Below are 15,711 nucleotides of genomic sequence, written 5' to 3'. Positions count from 1 at the left end.
CGCCGGGATAGACTTGACTACCGTGGCACTGACAATCGGAATCGTGGGACTGCCCAATGTCGGCAAGTCGACCATGTTTAATGCACTGACCAAGAACCAGGTTCTCGCGGCGAACTATCCGTTCGCGACGATCGAGCCGAATGTGGGCGTTGTGCCCCTGCCGGATGCGCGGCTGACGCGCCTGGCCGAGATCTTCGGGTCGGAGCGGATCCTCAACGCGACCGTCGACTTCGTCGACATCGCCGGAATCGTGCGCGGTGCCTCCGAAGGTGAGGGGCTGGGCAATCAGTTCCTCGCGAACATCCGCGAAGCCGATGCGATCTGCCAGGTCATCCGCGGTTTCGTCGATGACGATGTCGTCCACGTCGACGGCAAGATCAGCCCGGCCGATGACATCGACACGATCAACACCGAGCTCATCCTCGCCGACCTCCAGACCCTGGAGAAGGCGCGCCCGCGGATCGAGAAGGACGTCAAGGGCAAGCGGGCGCCGGCCGAGCTGCTCACGGCGATGGATGCCGCCACGGCGATCCTCGAGAGCGGACGCACGCTCTACCAGGCGATGCACACGGACAATTTCGACGTCTCGCCGCTGCGGGAGCTGCAGCTGATGACGACGAAGCCGTTCCTCTACGTCTTCAATGTCGACGACGAGGTGCTCGGCGATGAGGCGAAGAAGGACGAGATGCGGGCGCTGGTGGCCCCGGTCGAGGCGATCTTCCTCGATGCGAAGTTCGAGTCCGAGCTCGCTGAGCTCGACGAGGACGAGGCGCGGGAGATGCTCGAGTCGACCGGTCAGGAGGAGAGCGGACTCGATCAGCTCGCCCGCGTCGGGTTCGACACGCTCGGTCTCCAGACCTATCTGACCGCGGGGCCGAAGGAATCGCGCGCGTGGACGATCCCGAAGGGTGCGACTGCCCCCGAGGCGGCCGGAGTCATCCACACCGACTTCCAGAAGGGCTTCATCAAGGCCGAGGTCGTCTCCTTCGATGATCTCGACGCCACCGGCTCGATGGCCGCTGCGAAGTCCGCCGGCAAGGTGCGGATGGAAGGCAAGGACTACGTCATGGTCGACGGGGACGTCGTCGAATTTAGGTTTAATGTGTAGGTGTCGTCGGTAATAAGTCATCGACTATTGAGGGGCCTCTTGTGGATTGGACGCAGATAGTAACGGCACTCCTTGCCTTGGGTGGGGCACTCCTAGGCGGCTATCTATCTCAGATCGTGGGTGGCAGGGTCGCGGAGCGTCGAGAAGATCGTCGACTCGTCCGAGAGGCGCAGGTCGCGTTTGAGCGGTGGGTGGCTACGCGTGTTGGTCCTGTGAACCTTGGTTATCCTGGTGTCTCCTCGGACCAAATGCAACCAATCTCGGAAAGAGCGTTCGCTGACTTCTTCGATCGTCACTTCTCTGCCACTGTAGACGCGAAAGCGGCACTCGGTGTTGTGAGGAAACTTGACTCGCGTATAGGAGAAGTTCTGGACTTGGAGCGATGGGACATACCATCGGAGCGGATCAATGAGCTTCGAGAAGCACTTCAAGCTGCACAGCAGATGGTAAAGATTTCTCGATGATGAAAGTTCCGGTCGCACCGCGCCGTTGTTGGGCTGATGGCTCCTGGACGTCGGGGGGCTCATGATGGTCAGCGACCCGCATGGTTTGGACGAGTACTTTGCGCAGGTAAACCCGGATCGCATCCGGGCTCGCGAAGCCGAGTTTGAACGATTAGACCTTTCGGTGATGACACCTGAAGAGGTGTATTCCGAGCTGATGTTCGTGATTTCTCTGGCAGAGACCAGGTGTTCGTCCACTTACGCCATGCTTCCGACTGACTCCCGGTTGATCACGCCAGGAACTTTGCTGTGGCGTGGACGCGCCCTGGACGCGGACGATCACATTTTGCCGTTACGGGACATGAACTCAATTGCCGATGCGTGGGAAGCGCCGCCCTTGAATGTTAAGTCAGCGGGACGTCTTAACAAGGTGGGGGAGTCGCTACTCTACACCAGCTACGACAACCCACTGGCTGTTCCCGATGAAATCCGCGTTGGCGACAATGAGTACTTCTCGCTCATGAAATATCAGACTTTCGACGAACTGAAGCTCACGGCAATCGGATTGCCAGTTCCGCTAGAGCATCTCTCCGATTCGGCATATCTTGGTGCTGAAGTGATATCAGGGTTCTTTGGGCGACAGTTCTCCCGCAAAGCTCGCACTAAGGACGGCGCGCAGTATCAGCTATCAGAACTGATCGCAAAATACAACTACGACCTTCCCCCTGAGATCCACCACGGTTGGATTTATCCCTCAGTGGAGCTACCGGGCGCATTGAATGTCACCTTAAGGCCCGAAGAGGCTCATCTGCGCATGGCGCTTGCCGGAGTCTGCATTTGCAAAGCCTTTCGATCGGCAGAAGGGCTGAAGATATCCGGGATCCTTTACTCGGACGGGGCGGACAATGGCAGAGGTTTCAAGTGGCATCAACAAGGTTCTCCCGTGCAACTCGAGCTGTTCCCCGAATTTGCTTCCTAGTTTTCTGACGAAAAAGTAGAATCATGGACGCTTCTGTTCACAATTCCCCAACAGCCAGGCTTCCGGTAAAAACTCGAGGCGATGTGTTGTCCCGCGTTTGTGCGTAAGATGGGGTTGCTCATAAGTCATTCCATGGCGACACTGGAGGGCTCCGGAGCGGACGATCCGCGTTTCTAGCGGGTTCGCGAGATGGCGCTAGAGGGACGGATTGATCGAATCCAGTCCGGGAGACAGCACTGGAGAAAATACTCAGCCTGCAGACTGCGGAGTCGGCTAGGAAGCAGGTCTGCCACCGCACCGAGAACGAGCAGTGCGTCTCTAACAAATTGTTTGAAGCAAACCTGGTCGACTTCAAACCGAGAGGACTCGTCGGCACGGACTTCGACGGTGAGCCATTGTTCGCGCTCCATGGATACGAGGGCCAGACGTGATATTCGGAAGTGGCCCGGGCTGATAGCTTCGGCGGTCTCACCGTCTGTGATCAGACTGCCCTATGTGCGGCGACGTCGTGGAGTGGAGGTTCGCGCTTTAACGTCTGCTGGTGGCCGAGGCGCGTGTGGTCGGAGACGACCACCCCGCCGACTCGTCGTCGGTGTCCGCTAACAATGAAGGCAAACGACCCCCTCCCAAGCCTCTCGAAGAAGCTCAAATGGGTGGGGCCTCTTTCTTTCCGGGATGTCTGTGAAGCCGAGTCTGTCCTGGGACGAGCAAGTCGCCCTCCTGGTCAGTCGGGGCCTCGTCGTCGACGACGAGGTTGCCTGTGCCCGCTTCCTTGCCGCCACGAAATACTACCGGTTCTCCGGCTATGCGTGCTACTTCCAGAAGGCTCCCACGTCGGCGACGACGACTTCCGTCAGGGCGTCGTCTTCGACGAGATCCGCGCGGTCTACGACGCTGACGAGGAGCTACGCATTGCTCTCGTCCGGCCGCTCGCGCAGGTCGAGCTCATGCTCCGCTCGCACGTCGCCCGCGTCGTCGCCGACGAGCACGGGGCCTACGGGCGGTATCTCGAGGCAGGCTTCCACACCGACATCAGTGACCGCGAGCCGACCGTCGAGTTATGCCTGCGCGATATCGATCGCAGCAAGGACCGCCACATCCTCCACTATCGTGAATCCGGCATCAACCGTGCCGACTACAGCAAGCTACCGGACTGGTCGGCCGTCGAAGCCTTGTCGTTCGGCACGCTGTCGAAGGCCATCGAGCGGGGCGCGGGCGGCGATCTCGCCGACGCCGTCGCGACGAGCACGGGAATCGCCAAGGCTGGCTTCGCCTACCGAATGCGCGCCCTGGTCTACCTCCGCAACCGCTGCGCCCACCACGGCAGGCTGTGCCACCGCTCGGTCCTCGACGCCGGGCCGACCCCGAACATCGTGCGGAAGAAGGCCAAGAGGGAAGCAGGCCAGTTCGAGCCTCGGTCCGTGCTTGACATCATCGCCTCGCTCGATGACATGGCGTCCCGCGCCGAGGTCGCCGATCCGCTGCTTCCCAGGCTCTTGGTCGAGCACCCCCGTGACTCCGCGTTCTGGCAGGGGTTGGTGCGGCCGCAGAGCCCTCGCGGCCACGGTCGCGACACGCCGTAGCGTCGTCCTGAAGTGTAAGTGCGCGAATCGCGTGCCATACTGAAGTTGTGGTCCTGGCCGAATCCGCGGCTCCGGACGCGGATTCAGGAGGTCAGAGTGATTCCAGATTCACCCGCCGATGCGTTCGGCCCATATGCGGCGACCGTCCGCGAAGTCGCGGTCGACGTAGTGCGGACCCGACACGGTTATGCCGCCGACGCCCACCAGGCTGCACACACGCGGAACAGTCGCGGCTACTCGACGCTCTGGCAGGACCTTCTCATCGACGTGCAGGATGCGTTCGTCGGCAGAGGGCACGACCTGCACCGGCTTGCTCCGGCCGGTCACAAGGTGCCAATCGTCAACGGTTGCCTTGTGTACGTGTGGCGAGTGCCTGCCTCCGGTGATCCAGTGGATTTCGCGTCGAGCCCGACGAAGATCTCCTGCTTCGATGCATCGATTCCGGAGCCGACGCTCTTCGGCCCCGACCTGATGGCCTCGACGGGCCAGGGCCCCGCATTCGAACCCGAGCAGGCGGTTGATCTGGAGGCCGTGATGAGCGCGGTCGACGGCAAGATGCCGCTCGTGCTCGTCAAGGTCTACTCCTCGCCGCGGCAACTGCAGACGATCGACTGGGCCGTTGCCGAACTCGACCGGGACAGCGGTGAGGTCAGCTACCGCGGCGAGGAGACCATCTGGCAGGCGGAGCCCGCGGCCGAGTCGGATGCCTCCGAGGTGGAGTCGTTCGCTAGTGGCACCCCGGTCGAGCCCGTCATCGAGCCGCGCGAACAGGAGGGCATCGATCCGGATGCGCGATGACACCCCGAGCCTGTTCGATGTCTCGGGCCCCGGGCAGACGCACGGCCGCTTCGAGCCGGCGCGTCTGACGCAGGCCCGCGTCCGTCGCTCGGTGACCAAGACCGACCTGGCCGCAGAGGTGGGCGTGTCTGCCGCGGCGATCGGGCAGTACGAGGCGGGTGTCAACTCTCCCCGGACAGACGTCCTCGACCGTTTAGCGAAGGCCCTGGACGTCCGACCCGGCTTTTTCGACGTCGGCCGGCCACTGGCGCGGATCGACACGGTCAACGCCCACTTCCGCAGCCTGAGGTCGGCCCGCGTGAGCGATCGCCAGAAAGCGCTGGCGATGGCGACGCTGGTGTGGGAGCTGACGTTCGCGCTTGAGCGGCACGTCAAGCTCCTGAGGGCGACCTCCCAGAAGTCCGTCCAGGAAGCTCGCCCGCCGAGGCGGCGGCCCTCCTGCGCCAGCACTGGGACCTGCCCGACGGCCCTATCAAACACCTGGTTGCCACGGCCGAGTCTCACGGCATCGTGGTCGCCGTTCGCCCGCTCGCCGAGATCGACGCCGTCGATGCCTTTTCTGTCGTCATCGTCGACCGACCGATCGTCATCACGACGCCGCGCCGGACGGAGAATGTATTCAGACACCGGTTCTCGATCGCGCACGAGATCGGGCACCTGCTGCTCCACTCCGACTTCGGAGAGTACAGTGCGGCTGTCGAGAAGGAGGCCGACGAGTTCGCTGCGGCGTTCCTCACCCCGGCGTCGTCCATGGACGCGGCGTTGCCGCAACGGCTCGACCTCGCTGCCCTAGACCGTCTCGGCAGGAAGTGGGGCGTCTCGCCGACCTCGTTGATCCGCAGAATGGTCGAGCGAGGGCGCACCACCGAGTCCTCTGCGCGTCGGGCCTACCAGCGCCTGTCGGCCGTCTACGACTCCAAGGCCGATCCGACGAGCGCATATCCGGGAGAGGTGCCGAAGCTGCTCCGGAAGGCCGCTGATCTTGCCGGTGATCACGGTGCTCCCGTGCCTGTGCTCGCCCAATCGCTGAAGATCAGCCCTATTCAGGTCCGCGACCTGCTGGGGGAAATCGACGAGCGCCCGGTGCTGCGCCTCGTCGGCGGCGACTGACGACCTCGTTCCTGCCGGGACGGCGACCGGCTGATACAGGCCGACCGCGCCGCTCACTACTGACGAAGAAGGATCTTCACCGATGGCTTATCCCACGCTCGCTCTCCACCTTCTCATCTCGGCACCGGGTGATGTGCCGCTCGCGGACATGGCTGTCATCCGCAAGACGATCAGCCAGTGGAATCTGAACCTCGGCCGCCATGTCGGCCTGACGGTTCTGCCCGTGTCCTGGACCGAGCACGCCGTCGCCGAGTTCGGCGAGCGGCCGCAGGAGATCCTCAACCATCAGATCGTTGAGGGGACCGATCTCGCGGTGGCGCTCTTCCAGGATCGCCTCGGGACGCCGACTGGCGAGGCCGAGTCGGGCACGGCCGAGGAGATCAAGGTCCTCGTCGAGGCGGGGAAGTCGGTGGCGGTCCTCGTGAACTCGGCTCCACGCCCGCCTTTGAGCGGCGCGGCGCTCGACGAGCGCCGGCGGCTCAATGCCTACCTGGACGAGCTACGTAAGTCGGCCCTCGTCTTCGAGTACGGCAACGACGGGGCACTCATCGGTCACCTCAACAACTTCCTCAGTCGAGCGACGGCGCAGTTCCAGCAGTCGGTCGAGTCCATGAAGGACGCACCGCCGGAGGGGCCGGACCCCTCTGAAGGCGTTTGGCCGCGCGCCGAGGTGCGCGAGAGCGTGAAGACCGACAGCAAGGGTCGCGTCAACACCAAGCGGAACTGGTCACTCGTGCTCCACAACACTTCCCGCGGGCCAGCCGCCGACGTCGACTTCGAGTTCGTGGACCTGCCGGAGAACGCGCTGTTCCGCGTGCATCGTGAGGACGGTCCACTCGGAACCATCCCGCCCGGCCAGGAAGCGCGGTTTCCCCTGTTGCTCGCCGCGGGGTCGCCGGATGCGGTCGATTGTGTGGTCACGTGGACCGACGCCTCGGGAAACGCCCGGGAGACGAGGGCGACAGTCCGAACCTGACGTTCCTAACCGTGGCGACGTGGTGGAGTTCCGGTTCAACCTGTGACCGATCGACCTCGATCAGAAGTTCGAACGCCTCGGACTCTCGCTGCGAGGTTAGGGCTTTCGAGCTTCGGTGCAGGTGATCATTCAGGAGACGACTCGAGCAGATTGTAGCGTCGGATGGAATAGGGTCTGTTGTCATGGTCATCCCATCCCGTGTTGCTGCCCGAGTGATCGTTCTCGACCATTCGGACCGAGTGCTGCTTTTCGAAGGTCGGGATCTTTCTGACAGGAGCGACTCTGTGCGCTTCTGGTTCACGGTAGGCGGTGGCGTCGATGTGGGCGAATCACTTCTGCACGCTGCTGAAAGAGAGTTGGCGGAAGAGACCGCCATGACTGAGATTGCGATCGTCGGCCCCTTCCACCGCAGGGCCTTTGATTTTCTCGATCACGGCGAACCTCTCCATCAGATCGAGCACTTCTTTGCGGCAAGAGTTCCCGCCCCATCGAAACTGAACTGCGATGGCTGGACGGACTTGGAACGAACGGCGGTGACTCGGTCACGTTGGTGGTCGGCTGAGGATTTGAGAGTTGCTGACGTGACCTACTTTCCCGAGGATCTGCCTGACCTCATTGAGAGAGCAGCAGAGCTCGTCTAGGACCCTCCCTGCGAGGTCGAAGGTCGACCTTGTGCGGCCTGATTGCTTACGGAAATCCTGTGCTGCCGGCTCATCGTGGCTGGCATTGGTGCCATCTTTCGGGGGAGGGCAGTGCGATGTCGTGGATCGTCGACCGCGGGCTGGACAAGTCTGGCAAGGCCCGGCTTGCCGCTCGTGCGAAACAGCACCGCCGTTCAAAGGATGCTGGGGTCCGTGGGATCCAGACCAAGGACGTGTCTCGGCCGGGCGGGTGGTTGGCACTCCTGCGGATAGGGCAGTCGGTCGGAGTTGTCGACGAGTCGTCGATTCCGGCAGGAGAGAATATCGCTCGGGTCGCTGAGTTGTCGTGGCCATCACCGCAGTCACCCTTTGCCGAGCTCTTGGCGGGTCGTGCGTCGCATCCGGATGGCAAGTGGAAGTGGCTGCGCAGGACGGCGAATATGGGTGGGGAGGGATGCTCGACGGAGATCGTTTCCCCGATCGTGACAGCGAGGTCTGGATCGCTGTCAGACTGAGACTCCGCGGCGAAAGCATCCCAGAACCGGTAGTAGTCGGTGACCAGGAGCTCGGCAGTGCATCTCCAACGCCGCTCACAGGGTTACGGACGGACAAGGACCTTCAGACTCCGTCGCTCGTCCATGTCTCGGTATCCGCCCGGGACACCGTCGAGATCCGTCTCGACATCGAAGACCTTGCCGGGGACGATGGTGCCGTCGAGGATGTCAGGCATGAGTTCCTCGATGTAAGCGCGGACCGGAGCGGGTCCGCCGGCGAGGCGGATGTTGTGCCGGAACAAGCTGCCGAATCCGATCGGGGCGTTTTCGTACTGCGGGACACCGACTCGGCTGATCACACCGCCTGGGCGGACGACGCCGAGCGCCTGCTCGTAAGCCGGCAAATGGCCGACGGCCTCGAGCACGGCGTGGGCGCCGTGGCCGGCGGTGAGGTCTCGGACCTTCGCGATGCCCTCCTCGCCGCGCTCGGCGACGATGTCGGTGGCCCCGAACTCGCGTCCGAGGCTAGTGCGGCCAGTGTGACGACCCATCAGGATGATCTGTTCTGCGCCGAGTCGCTTGGCGGACAGTACTGCCATGAGGCCGACCGCGCCGTCGCCGATCACCGTCACGCGCTGACCGGGCGTGACTCCGGCCATCTTCGCGGCGTGGTGACCGGTGCCGAGCACGTCGGCCAGGGTCAGCAGCGAGGGGACGAGCGCTGAGCCTTCGGCGACGGGCAGCTTCACCAGGGTGCCGTCCGCGAGCGGAATGCGGATGGCTTCGGCCTGGCCGCCCTCGTCGGCGATGCCGTCGAGGAAAGTCGCCTCGTGGTGGATGCAGGAGGTCTGGAGACTCTCACGGCAGAACTCGCACACGTTGTCCGAGATAGCGAACGGGGAGACGACCAAATCGCCCTTCTTCAGAGTGGTGACCTCGCTGCCGAGATCTTCGATTACGCCGATGAGCTCGTGGCCCATGCGGGCAGGGCCGTTCTCATGGGTCATCTGGTGGTAGGGGTGCAGGTCTGAGCCACAGATGCAGGACGCGGTGACACGCACCAGAGCGTCTGTCGGATGCTTGATGATCGAGTCGGGGACATCCTCGATCCGGACGTCGCCTGCTTTGTACATGAGCGTTGCGCGCATGGTGTGTTCTCCTTCGTGGGGTGATGTTGAGTGGTCAAACGGACCGGGTTGGCTCGGCGATGCTTCTGCGTGTCATGACCGCGAGGACGAATGCCGGAATCAGGGACAGCGCGACGATCACCGTGCCCACGACCGGGGGACCGGACAGGCCCAGCGAAGTGGTCAGGGTGGCTCCGGCGATGGTGGTGCCGATGGCGGTACCGGCGTTGAATGCTGCGACAGCGAGTCCTGAGCCGAGAGTGGCCGCGCGGCCGGCGTAGCCGACGGCGAGGTGGATGAGCACACTGTTGGCGCTGAGTCCGAATGCCCCCAGCAGCACGACGAGCACGACGGTGGTCCAGGTCGACCCAGGCAGCAGGGGCATCGCCAGCAGCAGGAGCGTCGTCAGCGCGGGGGCCGCGATCGTCACGGCGTGGGCATGCTTGTCGCCCAGTCGTCCGCCGAGCAGGGTGCCGAGGAAGGAGCAGATGCCGAAACCTGCCAGCACCAGCGGCACGAGACCAGCAGAAACTCCGGCCTGGATGGTGAGAATCGGTGCGATGAACGAGTACGTGGCGAGCACGCCGCCCGTGGTGGTCAGGCAGGCGGCCAACACCAGCCAGAGGCGCGGTGTTCGCAGGTCCGCGAGCCCGGACAGCATTGAAGACCCCTGGAGATGTGAGTCGTCCGCCGGGACCAGCCGGGCGACGAACACCACGGCGACCGTCGCGGCGATCCCGAGCGTCCAGAAGGTGCCCCGCCAGCCCACATGTTGGGCGAGGTAGGCTCCGATCGGGACACCGAGCACTGTGGCCAGCGACCCTCCGGCGGCGACGACTCCCACCGCGGAGGACTTCAACGACGAGCCGACGACGTTCGAGGCCACGACTGCGGAGACGGCCCAGAAGGCGCCGGTGGCGAGTGCGGTGACGAAGCGCGCGCCGGTGAGGACTGTGAGGTCCTCGGCGAGCGCGACGACCAGATGCCCGGCGACGAACACGATCAGTGCGATGAGGAGCGTGAGCTTCTTCGACAGCCGCATTGTCACCATAGTCAGCAGCGGTGCGCCGATGACCATGCCGGTTGCGAACACTGTGATCAATGACCCGGCTTGGCCGAGCGAGATGTCCAGGTCGCCGGCGATCTCGGGCAGGATGCCCGCGATCACGAACTCGGTCGTGAGCATCAGGAACGTGCCCAGCGCCAGGACGTAGACGACGAGCGGAAGGCGGAGTTTGGGCGTGTCGTCACTGGGTGCGGTTTGCGTCGGGATGAAAGCCGTGGCGGCTTCGTTGTGCATGGATACCTCGTTGACGGTTGGACGATGTTTGCTCGATATCCATTTGGCATCCGTTCGCGCAGGCGGGGAAGGTCGAGTTCATAGGGGGTAGAAGATCGACCCCTTTCGCGCATGGGAATCCTTCTACTCTTGAACCATGGACAATCGCGACGACATCAAAGGCTTCCTCGCCAGCCGCCGCGCGAAGCTGACGCCCGATATGGTCGGGCTTCCTACCGGCACTCGCCGGCGGGTGCCGGGACTGCGCCGCGAAGAGGTCGCTGTCCTCGCTGGGGTGAGTACCGAGTGGTACACCCGCCTGGAGAAGGGCCACATCGGCGAAGTGTCTGCCGAGGTCCTCGACGCGGTCGCCGAAGCGCTGCGACTCGATGACGACGAACGCACCTACCTGAACGACCTCGCCCGCGCCGCCAAGCCCACCCATCGGAGGTCTGTCCGTCGCCGCGACGTCCCGATCGCGCCACAGGTGCAGTGGATGCTCGACTCGATCACCGGCTCCGCCGCTTTCGTGCGCAATGGACGCCTCGACGTCATCGGCTCCAATGCCCTCGGCCGCGCTCTGCACTCACCGATGTTCGCCAGCCCTACCTCTATGGATGGGACAGCGAACTTCGCCCGCTACCACTTCCTCGACGAAGGATCCAAGGACTTCTTCATCGACTGGGAGTCAGGAGCCGCCGCAACTGTGGCGCTCCTGCGGGCCGAGGCCGGGCGCGATCCTTACGATAAGATCCTGCGCGAGCTCATCGGCGAGCTGTCCACGGCAAGTGAGGCGTTCTCCGCCTACTGGGCCTCCCACGACATCCGCATCCGACACGAAGGCACTAAGCGCCTGCAGCACCCCGAGGTTGGCGAGATCGAATTGACATACCAGTCAGTCGGTCTCCCCACAGGCAAGCGCGCCAGGCATGACCTGTCGATCTACACGGCTGAACCCGGCTCGCCGCACGAGGAAAGCTTGAAGCTGCTGTCGAGCTTGGCGGCTCCGAGCGAGGGAGCGCACCCGACGACGCGCTGACGGCTGACGCGCGTCCGCCAAGCTGCAGAGGTTGGAATGTGCCGGAACTCGGTAAATCCGGTTTGACGTCTAGCGTTATTGACGGAACCCGTCATACACTGGAGTCGTGATCAGACCGTTCGGCGACAAGGAGACCGAGCGGCTGTGGCACCGTGAACGCGTGCGCTCGATCGATCCGCGGATCCTCCGAGTCGCGTTGCGCAAGCTGCGTCAGCTGGGTTCTGCGGAGGCTCTCGAAGATCTCCGTGTCCCGCCCGGCAATCGGCTCGAGGCACTCAAGGGTGATCGGGCCGGTCAGCACAGCATCAGGATCAACGACCAGTGGCGGATCTGTTTCGTGTGGACCGACGCCGGACCAGAGGAGGTGGAGATTGTTGACTACCACTGACAAGATCGAGCCGATCCACCCAGGGGAGGTCCTCATGGAGGACTTCATCGAGGGATTCGGTATCACCCAGAACAAACTCGCCGTGTCGATCGGCGTCCCTCCCAGGCGGATCAATGAGATCGTGCACGGCAAGCGCGGGATCACCGCAGACACAGCACTGCGTCTCGCGAGGTACTTCGGCACGTCTGCGGAGTTCTGGATCAACCTGCAGAGTCACTACGAGCTCGACCGTGCGGAAGAACTCGCGGGGGAGCAGATCGCTTCGATCACTCCATTGAGCGTCGCGTAATGGGCGAAGCGACGAGGAACTCCGCCCCCGACACGTCCGGCTTCACTCTGCAGGTCTACGTACCTGCTGATCAAGTCGCATCGGCGCGGCCGTTCTATGCCCGTCTCTTCGGCCGAGATCCCGACTTCGAACCACACGACGACTTCCTTGAGTGGGCACCGATCGCCGGGCAGGAATGCTTTTTCCAGGTGGCGGGCCGGTCGCCGGCATCCGCTCTGGGAAACCGAGTGCGGTTCCGTGTGCGCGATCTTGCGGCAGCTGTCGTGCTCTTGGACGAGTGCGGCATTGCGCATTCAGTTCCGTCTCGGTTGCCGGATGTGGTCGCCTTTCTCAACTTTGCCGATCCATGGGGCAATCAGCTCGGCTACTACGAGGACCTTGTGCCGACAGAACAGCAACGGACGTACCCGGGTACTTCGGTATCCGACGAATCACAGTTCGAAGACCATCAAGTCTGAGGGTCGTCTGGCGTCATTGACAAGCGAAAGCTCTTGCATGCCGAGGGCACCGCGAGACTGCCCAATGCCGAGGAAACGGGACTGTGCTCCGGGCTTCCGTGCATGTCGGTGTGGTCATCCGCAGGCTGTGACACTCACACTCCGCTGGCATTTGCAGTGGCAAGCGGGCAACACGTTCGCTTGCCATCGGGCGCGGATCCGTCGGCACAAGCACATCCCTCAAGCACGCCTATGAATGCGATGATGGTGAGCCGATATTCGGCCCGACCATCCATCGCTCCGAAGGGATCGAATGACGATGACATCCAATCGCGAGAGGAATGTGCGCCGACTTGTCGCCGTCAGCATCACCATTTCCGGGTGGGCGATCGCACTTCTCGTCGTCCGCGTGGGGTTGGATTGGTCAGATTCGCAGCCGTATGCGCCCTGGGTTGAGACGTACCACATCGTTCTTGCCATCACGGCTGTGCTTCTCGCTGTCGTGGCAACCGTCACCGGAGGACTGCTGTGGCATCGAGCCCGACGTCGCCCTGAGTGAACCGAGACACCCGACGGAGGTGAATCGGTCGCCTGAGACGCGTGACGGTCATCGTTGACCGGCGCGATGCCCGACCGGGAGCGCACGTTTCCTTGCCGATTCCGACGCAACCGTTTTCTGTGCACTCCTCATCGCTTCTTGAGCATGTCCCCTTGACTGGGAGCGGTCGGGTCTACTGAGTCGAGGCCGGAGAGACCTGGCTGATGAGACGCTCACTGTGCTGCGGCCCGTGGGCACCAGATGGTGAACGTCGATTAGACTGAACTCGGTGACGCTCAGCGTCACCTCCTGCACTTCCACGTGAGGACCACGTGAATCATCGCGGAGAGACTTGAATTCCTCAGGACAAGTCCGGATGGGGTGCGGCGCGTCACCGCGCCGACTGCTGCCCGCCGATGCTCGACATCGGCCGATGAAAGGACAAGACATGTCATCGAAGGATGAGAAGAACCTCAGCCAGGTCATCGACAAGATCGCAGGCATGGATGAGCCGAGGCGCTCGATCATGCGACAGGTGCACGACCTCATCGTGGCGACCGCACCGGAGCTCAAACCCCGGATCTGGTACGGGATGCCTGCTTACGCCGCCTCCGCGAGCACTCCGGCACTGATCACCCTGCGCAACGACGAACGGCTGAACCTCGCACTCACCGAGAAAGCTCCGTTCCACCCCGCCGGTGGTGGGGACGGCTCGCTCATGCCTGCGGCTTGGTACTTCGAGACCGTCGATGCCGCCACGGAGAAGCGGATCGCGGAAATCGTTCGCTCAGTAGCTGGCTGACAGCATCGCACGGCGCTCTTCCCGGCGATGGACCCTCGCCGGGAAGAGCACGGGTCGGAGCCGGCGTTCACCTGAGCAGACCTGGTCAGCCGATACGGGCATGTGGCAATATGGCTTTCCTCGGATGCAGCACCGGGGTCGGAGAGTGCGGTGACTCGAACGGCGGCTGAACGCCGTGCCCGCTCGATCCGAGAATTCCGTATTCCTCGAAGGAGAGTGTGCGATGTCAGAGTCAACGGTTCGCTTCAGCCCGGACAACAGCAATGTGCTCTCGTGCCTGGGCGGTCTGCAGGAACTCGCAGGCTCCTGGCGCGGACACGGATTCAACCTGATCTCCCGACCCGACTACTCCGGGCGCGCGAATCTCTATCTCCAGCTCAACCAGACCGAGGAAACCTACGACGTCACGCCGATCGGCTCACCGGTGCCCAACCGTGCCTGCGGCGGAGACGGCGTCGATCTCCACGGCCTCACGTACCTGCACAAGGTCAGCGACAAGGACACCCACAGCGCGCTGCACATCGAACCCGGCATGTGGATGATCCAACCGCCGGCCGAGTATCCGCCCCTGCGCAATCCCTCCAACGGACAGATCGTCTACCGCATGTCGTCGATCCCGCACGGCAACACCCTCAACGCCCAGGGAACGGTCGTGCCGTTCTCCGGTGCGCCACCCGTGCTTCCGATCCGCGACCAGCCCTACGGATACTCGGATTTCCTCTCCTTCAACAGCACCCCGATCACCGGGGTGACACCTCCTGATGAGGCGATCATGAACGCAGCCGGCAGCTCGGAGGCTGGGACCTCACGCACCGATCACCTCAAACCGTTCCAGCAGTTCGACCTCAGCGTCGCCGAGGGCCCGGAGAATCCCCGCACTCCCTACAACACGCACCCGCCGGAGCCACCGCTTCCCGACCACATCCTCGGCGTGCCCATGCAGGATGTCGTCAACGATCCCATTCGCCTTCTCCAAGCCGATATCCATGACAAAGTGGAGGCCGGTTACTCGATCGACGGGGTCGCGATCAACGTGATGACGCAGGCCAAGGTCGGCTTCCGCAGACACCGGAACGATCCGTACGGTCCGCACGTCACCATCGAACCGCAACTCGCTGACGGTGGCCTGACGAACTCGCCCTTTCTGCTCGGGGGAGTGCCGACGGGAGACAAAGGGCCGAACGCGCAGACCACGCTCGTCTACGCGACCATGTGGGTCGAGAGGCTCACCCATCCGGACCAGCCGACGATCATGCAGATCCAATACGCGCAGATGTGCGTCCTCAACTTCCGCATCCTGCTCATGCCGGACCAGGGCATCGTCGGCTGGCCGCACATCTCGGTGGCCACGCTTCGCAAGACCTTCGGCTGATTGTGCAACGCCGTGAACGAGCGCCCTACGGCATGAACGAGCGCCAGCGGCCCTTCCGTCGCTCGAAGGCGAAGCGCTCCGAGCGCAGCCGACGGATGCGAGTGACGACATCCGGGGCGTAGCCGAACGCCGCGTCGGTGTCAGCGAGTCCTTCGAGGACAGCAGAATACCTCTCGACGGCCAGTTCGATGCGACGGCACAGAACCACGCGATTGTCCGCCGTTGACGGTGACCGCTCGAAGTCGAGGATCATCCGATCATGCGCGGAGAGTTCGTTGACGGTGCCTGGAACCACTCGTCCCTTTCTG

General features: G+C 63.3%; 16 protein-coding genes and 1 pseudogene. 14 read left to right on the top strand and 3 right to left on the bottom strand.

What is annotated here, in order from left to right:
• The first annotated feature begins 22 nt into the window (after nucleotides 1–22).
• The 8 genes and pseudogenes from ychF to AC2W7K_RS08310 all read left to right on the top strand — a co-directional run bounded on the left by ychF (nucleotide 23) and on the right by AC2W7K_RS08310 (nucleotide 7,638).
• On the top strand, nucleotides 23–1,108 hold the full coding sequence (gene ychF / locus AC2W7K_RS08345) for a redox-regulated ATPase YchF (RefSeq protein ID WP_486005998.1): 1,086 nt from the start codon (nucleotides 23–25) through the stop codon (nucleotides 1,106–1,108).
• Nucleotides 1,109–1,633: 525 nt separating this feature from the next.
• A complete protein-coding gene (locus tag AC2W7K_RS08340) occupies nucleotides 1,634–2,530 on the top strand; it encodes a hypothetical protein (protein ID WP_486005997.1) in 897 nt (298 codons plus the stop codon).
• An 809-nt stretch (nucleotides 2,531–3,339) separates the two neighbouring features.
• Nucleotides 3,340–4,113 (top strand): Abi family protein, encoded by a 774-nt coding sequence (locus AC2W7K_RS08335; protein ID WP_232623554.1) that lies wholly within the window; start codon nucleotides 3,340–3,342, stop codon nucleotides 4,111–4,113.
• A 96-nt stretch (nucleotides 4,114–4,209) separates the two neighbouring features.
• A complete protein-coding gene (locus AC2W7K_RS08330; RefSeq protein WP_198498442.1) occupies nucleotides 4,210–4,911 on the top strand; it encodes a hypothetical protein in 702 nt (233 codons plus the stop codon).
• Nucleotides 4,817–5,125, top strand: a pseudogene (locus AC2W7K_RS08325) (helix-turn-helix domain-containing protein); the annotation flags it as partial. The gene AC2W7K_RS08330 and the pseudogene AC2W7K_RS08325, both read left to right, overlap by 95 nt.
• A 224-nt stretch (nucleotides 5,126–5,349) precedes the next feature.
• On the top strand, nucleotides 5,350–6,021 hold the full coding sequence (locus tag AC2W7K_RS08320; RefSeq protein ID WP_486006008.1) for an ImmA/IrrE family metallo-endopeptidase: 672 nt from the start codon (nucleotides 5,350–5,352) through the stop codon (nucleotides 6,019–6,021).
• Nucleotides 6,022–6,169: 148 nt separating this feature from the next.
• A complete protein-coding gene (locus tag AC2W7K_RS08315; protein ID WP_198498444.1) occupies nucleotides 6,170–6,997 on the top strand; it encodes a hypothetical protein in 828 nt (275 codons plus the stop codon).
• A gap of 182 nt (nucleotides 6,998–7,179) precedes the next feature.
• Nucleotides 7,180–7,638 carry an NUDIX hydrolase gene (locus AC2W7K_RS08310; RefSeq protein WP_198498445.1) on the top strand — a complete coding sequence of 153 codons (459 nt, stop codon included), beginning with the start codon at nucleotides 7,180–7,182 and terminating at the stop codon, nucleotides 7,636–7,638.
• 598 nt (nucleotides 7,639–8,236) lie between these two features.
• Here the strand turns inward: AC2W7K_RS08310 and AC2W7K_RS08305 are convergent.
• Together AC2W7K_RS08305 and AC2W7K_RS08300 are read right to left on the bottom strand one after the other, a co-directional pair.
• A complete protein-coding gene (locus AC2W7K_RS08305) occupies nucleotides 8,237–9,280 on the bottom strand; it encodes a zinc-binding dehydrogenase (RefSeq protein WP_198498446.1) in 1,044 nt (347 codons plus the stop codon).
• A 34-nt stretch (nucleotides 9,281–9,314) separates the two neighbouring features.
• A complete protein-coding gene (locus tag AC2W7K_RS08300) occupies nucleotides 9,315–10,559 on the bottom strand; it encodes an MFS transporter (RefSeq protein ID WP_198498447.1) in 1,245 nt (414 codons plus the stop codon).
• Between the two features lie 136 nt (nucleotides 10,560–10,695).
• Between AC2W7K_RS08300 and AC2W7K_RS08295 the strand changes: the two genes are divergently transcribed.
• From AC2W7K_RS08295 to AC2W7K_RS08270, 6 genes are all read left to right on the top strand, one after another.
• On the top strand, nucleotides 10,696–11,577 hold the full coding sequence (locus AC2W7K_RS08295) for a helix-turn-helix transcriptional regulator (RefSeq protein WP_198498448.1): 882 nt from the start codon (nucleotides 10,696–10,698) through the stop codon (nucleotides 11,575–11,577).
• 106 nt (nucleotides 11,578–11,683) lie between these two features.
• Nucleotides 11,684–11,965, top strand: coding sequence for a type II toxin-antitoxin system RelE/ParE family toxin (locus AC2W7K_RS08290; protein WP_198498449.1), 282 nt, complete (start codon nucleotides 11,684–11,686; stop codon nucleotides 11,963–11,965).
• Nucleotides 11,952–12,254, top strand: coding sequence for a HigA family addiction module antitoxin (locus AC2W7K_RS08285; protein ID WP_198498450.1), 303 nt, complete (start codon nucleotides 11,952–11,954; stop codon nucleotides 12,252–12,254). The genes AC2W7K_RS08290 and AC2W7K_RS08285 overlap by 14 nt, the downstream gene beginning before the upstream one ends.
• The gene (locus AC2W7K_RS08280) at nucleotides 12,254–12,712 is read left to right on the top strand and encodes a VOC family protein (RefSeq protein ID WP_198498451.1); all 459 of its coding nucleotides are present in this window, start codon (nucleotides 12,254–12,256) and stop codon (nucleotides 12,710–12,712) included. Before AC2W7K_RS08285 ends, AC2W7K_RS08280 begins: the two co-directional genes overlap by 1 nt.
• A 965-nt stretch (nucleotides 12,713–13,677) precedes the next feature.
• On the top strand, nucleotides 13,678–14,031 hold the full coding sequence (locus AC2W7K_RS08275) for a DUF1801 domain-containing protein (RefSeq protein WP_232623556.1): 354 nt from the start codon (nucleotides 13,678–13,680) through the stop codon (nucleotides 14,029–14,031).
• Nucleotides 14,032–14,254: 223 nt separating this feature from the next.
• Nucleotides 14,255–15,403 (top strand): heme-binding protein, encoded by a 1,149-nt coding sequence (locus AC2W7K_RS08270; protein ID WP_486005996.1) that lies wholly within the window; start codon nucleotides 14,255–14,257, stop codon nucleotides 15,401–15,403.
• Between the two features lie 25 nt (nucleotides 15,404–15,428).
• Here the strand turns inward: AC2W7K_RS08270 and AC2W7K_RS08265 are convergent, their stop codons facing one another.
• Complete coding sequence (locus AC2W7K_RS08265; protein ID WP_198498454.1) at nucleotides 15,429–15,698, bottom strand: DUF3263 domain-containing protein; 270 nt, start codon at nucleotides 15,696–15,698, stop codon at nucleotides 15,429–15,431.
• Nucleotides 15,699–15,711 lie beyond the last annotated feature (13 nt).

This window comes from Brevibacterium sp. LAARM2_SD2 (genome assembly GCF_057364785.1).
Note: the sequence above shows the minus strand (reverse complement) of the source record. Positions and strands in the feature narration are given on the sequence as shown.

Excerpts from the sequence above, each read along its gene's own strand:
- AC2W7K_RS08340 (WP_486005997.1), top strand. The coding sequence starts at position 1,634 with ATGATGGTCAGCGACCCGCATGGTTTGGACGAGTACTTTGCGCAGGTA.
- AC2W7K_RS08315 (WP_198498444.1), top strand. The coding sequence starts at position 6,170 with ATGGCTGTCATCCGCAAGACGATCAGCCAGTGGAATCTGAACCTCGGC.
- AC2W7K_RS08310 (WP_198498445.1), top strand. The coding sequence starts at position 7,180 with ATGGTCATCCCATCCCGTGTTGCTGCCCGAGTGATCGTTCTCGACCAT.
- AC2W7K_RS08305 (WP_198498446.1), bottom strand. The coding sequence starts at position 9,280 with ATGCGCGCAACGCTCATGTACAAAGCAGGCGACGTCCGGATCGAGGAT.
- AC2W7K_RS08300 (WP_198498447.1), bottom strand. The coding sequence starts at position 10,559 with ATGCACAACGAAGCCGCCACGGCTTTCATCCCGACGCAAACCGCACCC.
- AC2W7K_RS08295 (WP_198498448.1), top strand. The coding sequence starts at position 10,696 with ATGGACAATCGCGACGACATCAAAGGCTTCCTCGCCAGCCGCCGCGCG.
- AC2W7K_RS08280 (WP_198498451.1), top strand. The coding sequence starts at position 12,254 with ATGGGCGAAGCGACGAGGAACTCCGCCCCCGACACGTCCGGCTTCACT.
- AC2W7K_RS08275 (WP_232623556.1), top strand. The coding sequence starts at position 13,678 with ATGTCATCGAAGGATGAGAAGAACCTCAGCCAGGTCATCGACAAGATC.
- AC2W7K_RS08270 (WP_486005996.1), top strand. The coding sequence starts at position 14,255 with ATGTCAGAGTCAACGGTTCGCTTCAGCCCGGACAACAGCAATGTGCTC.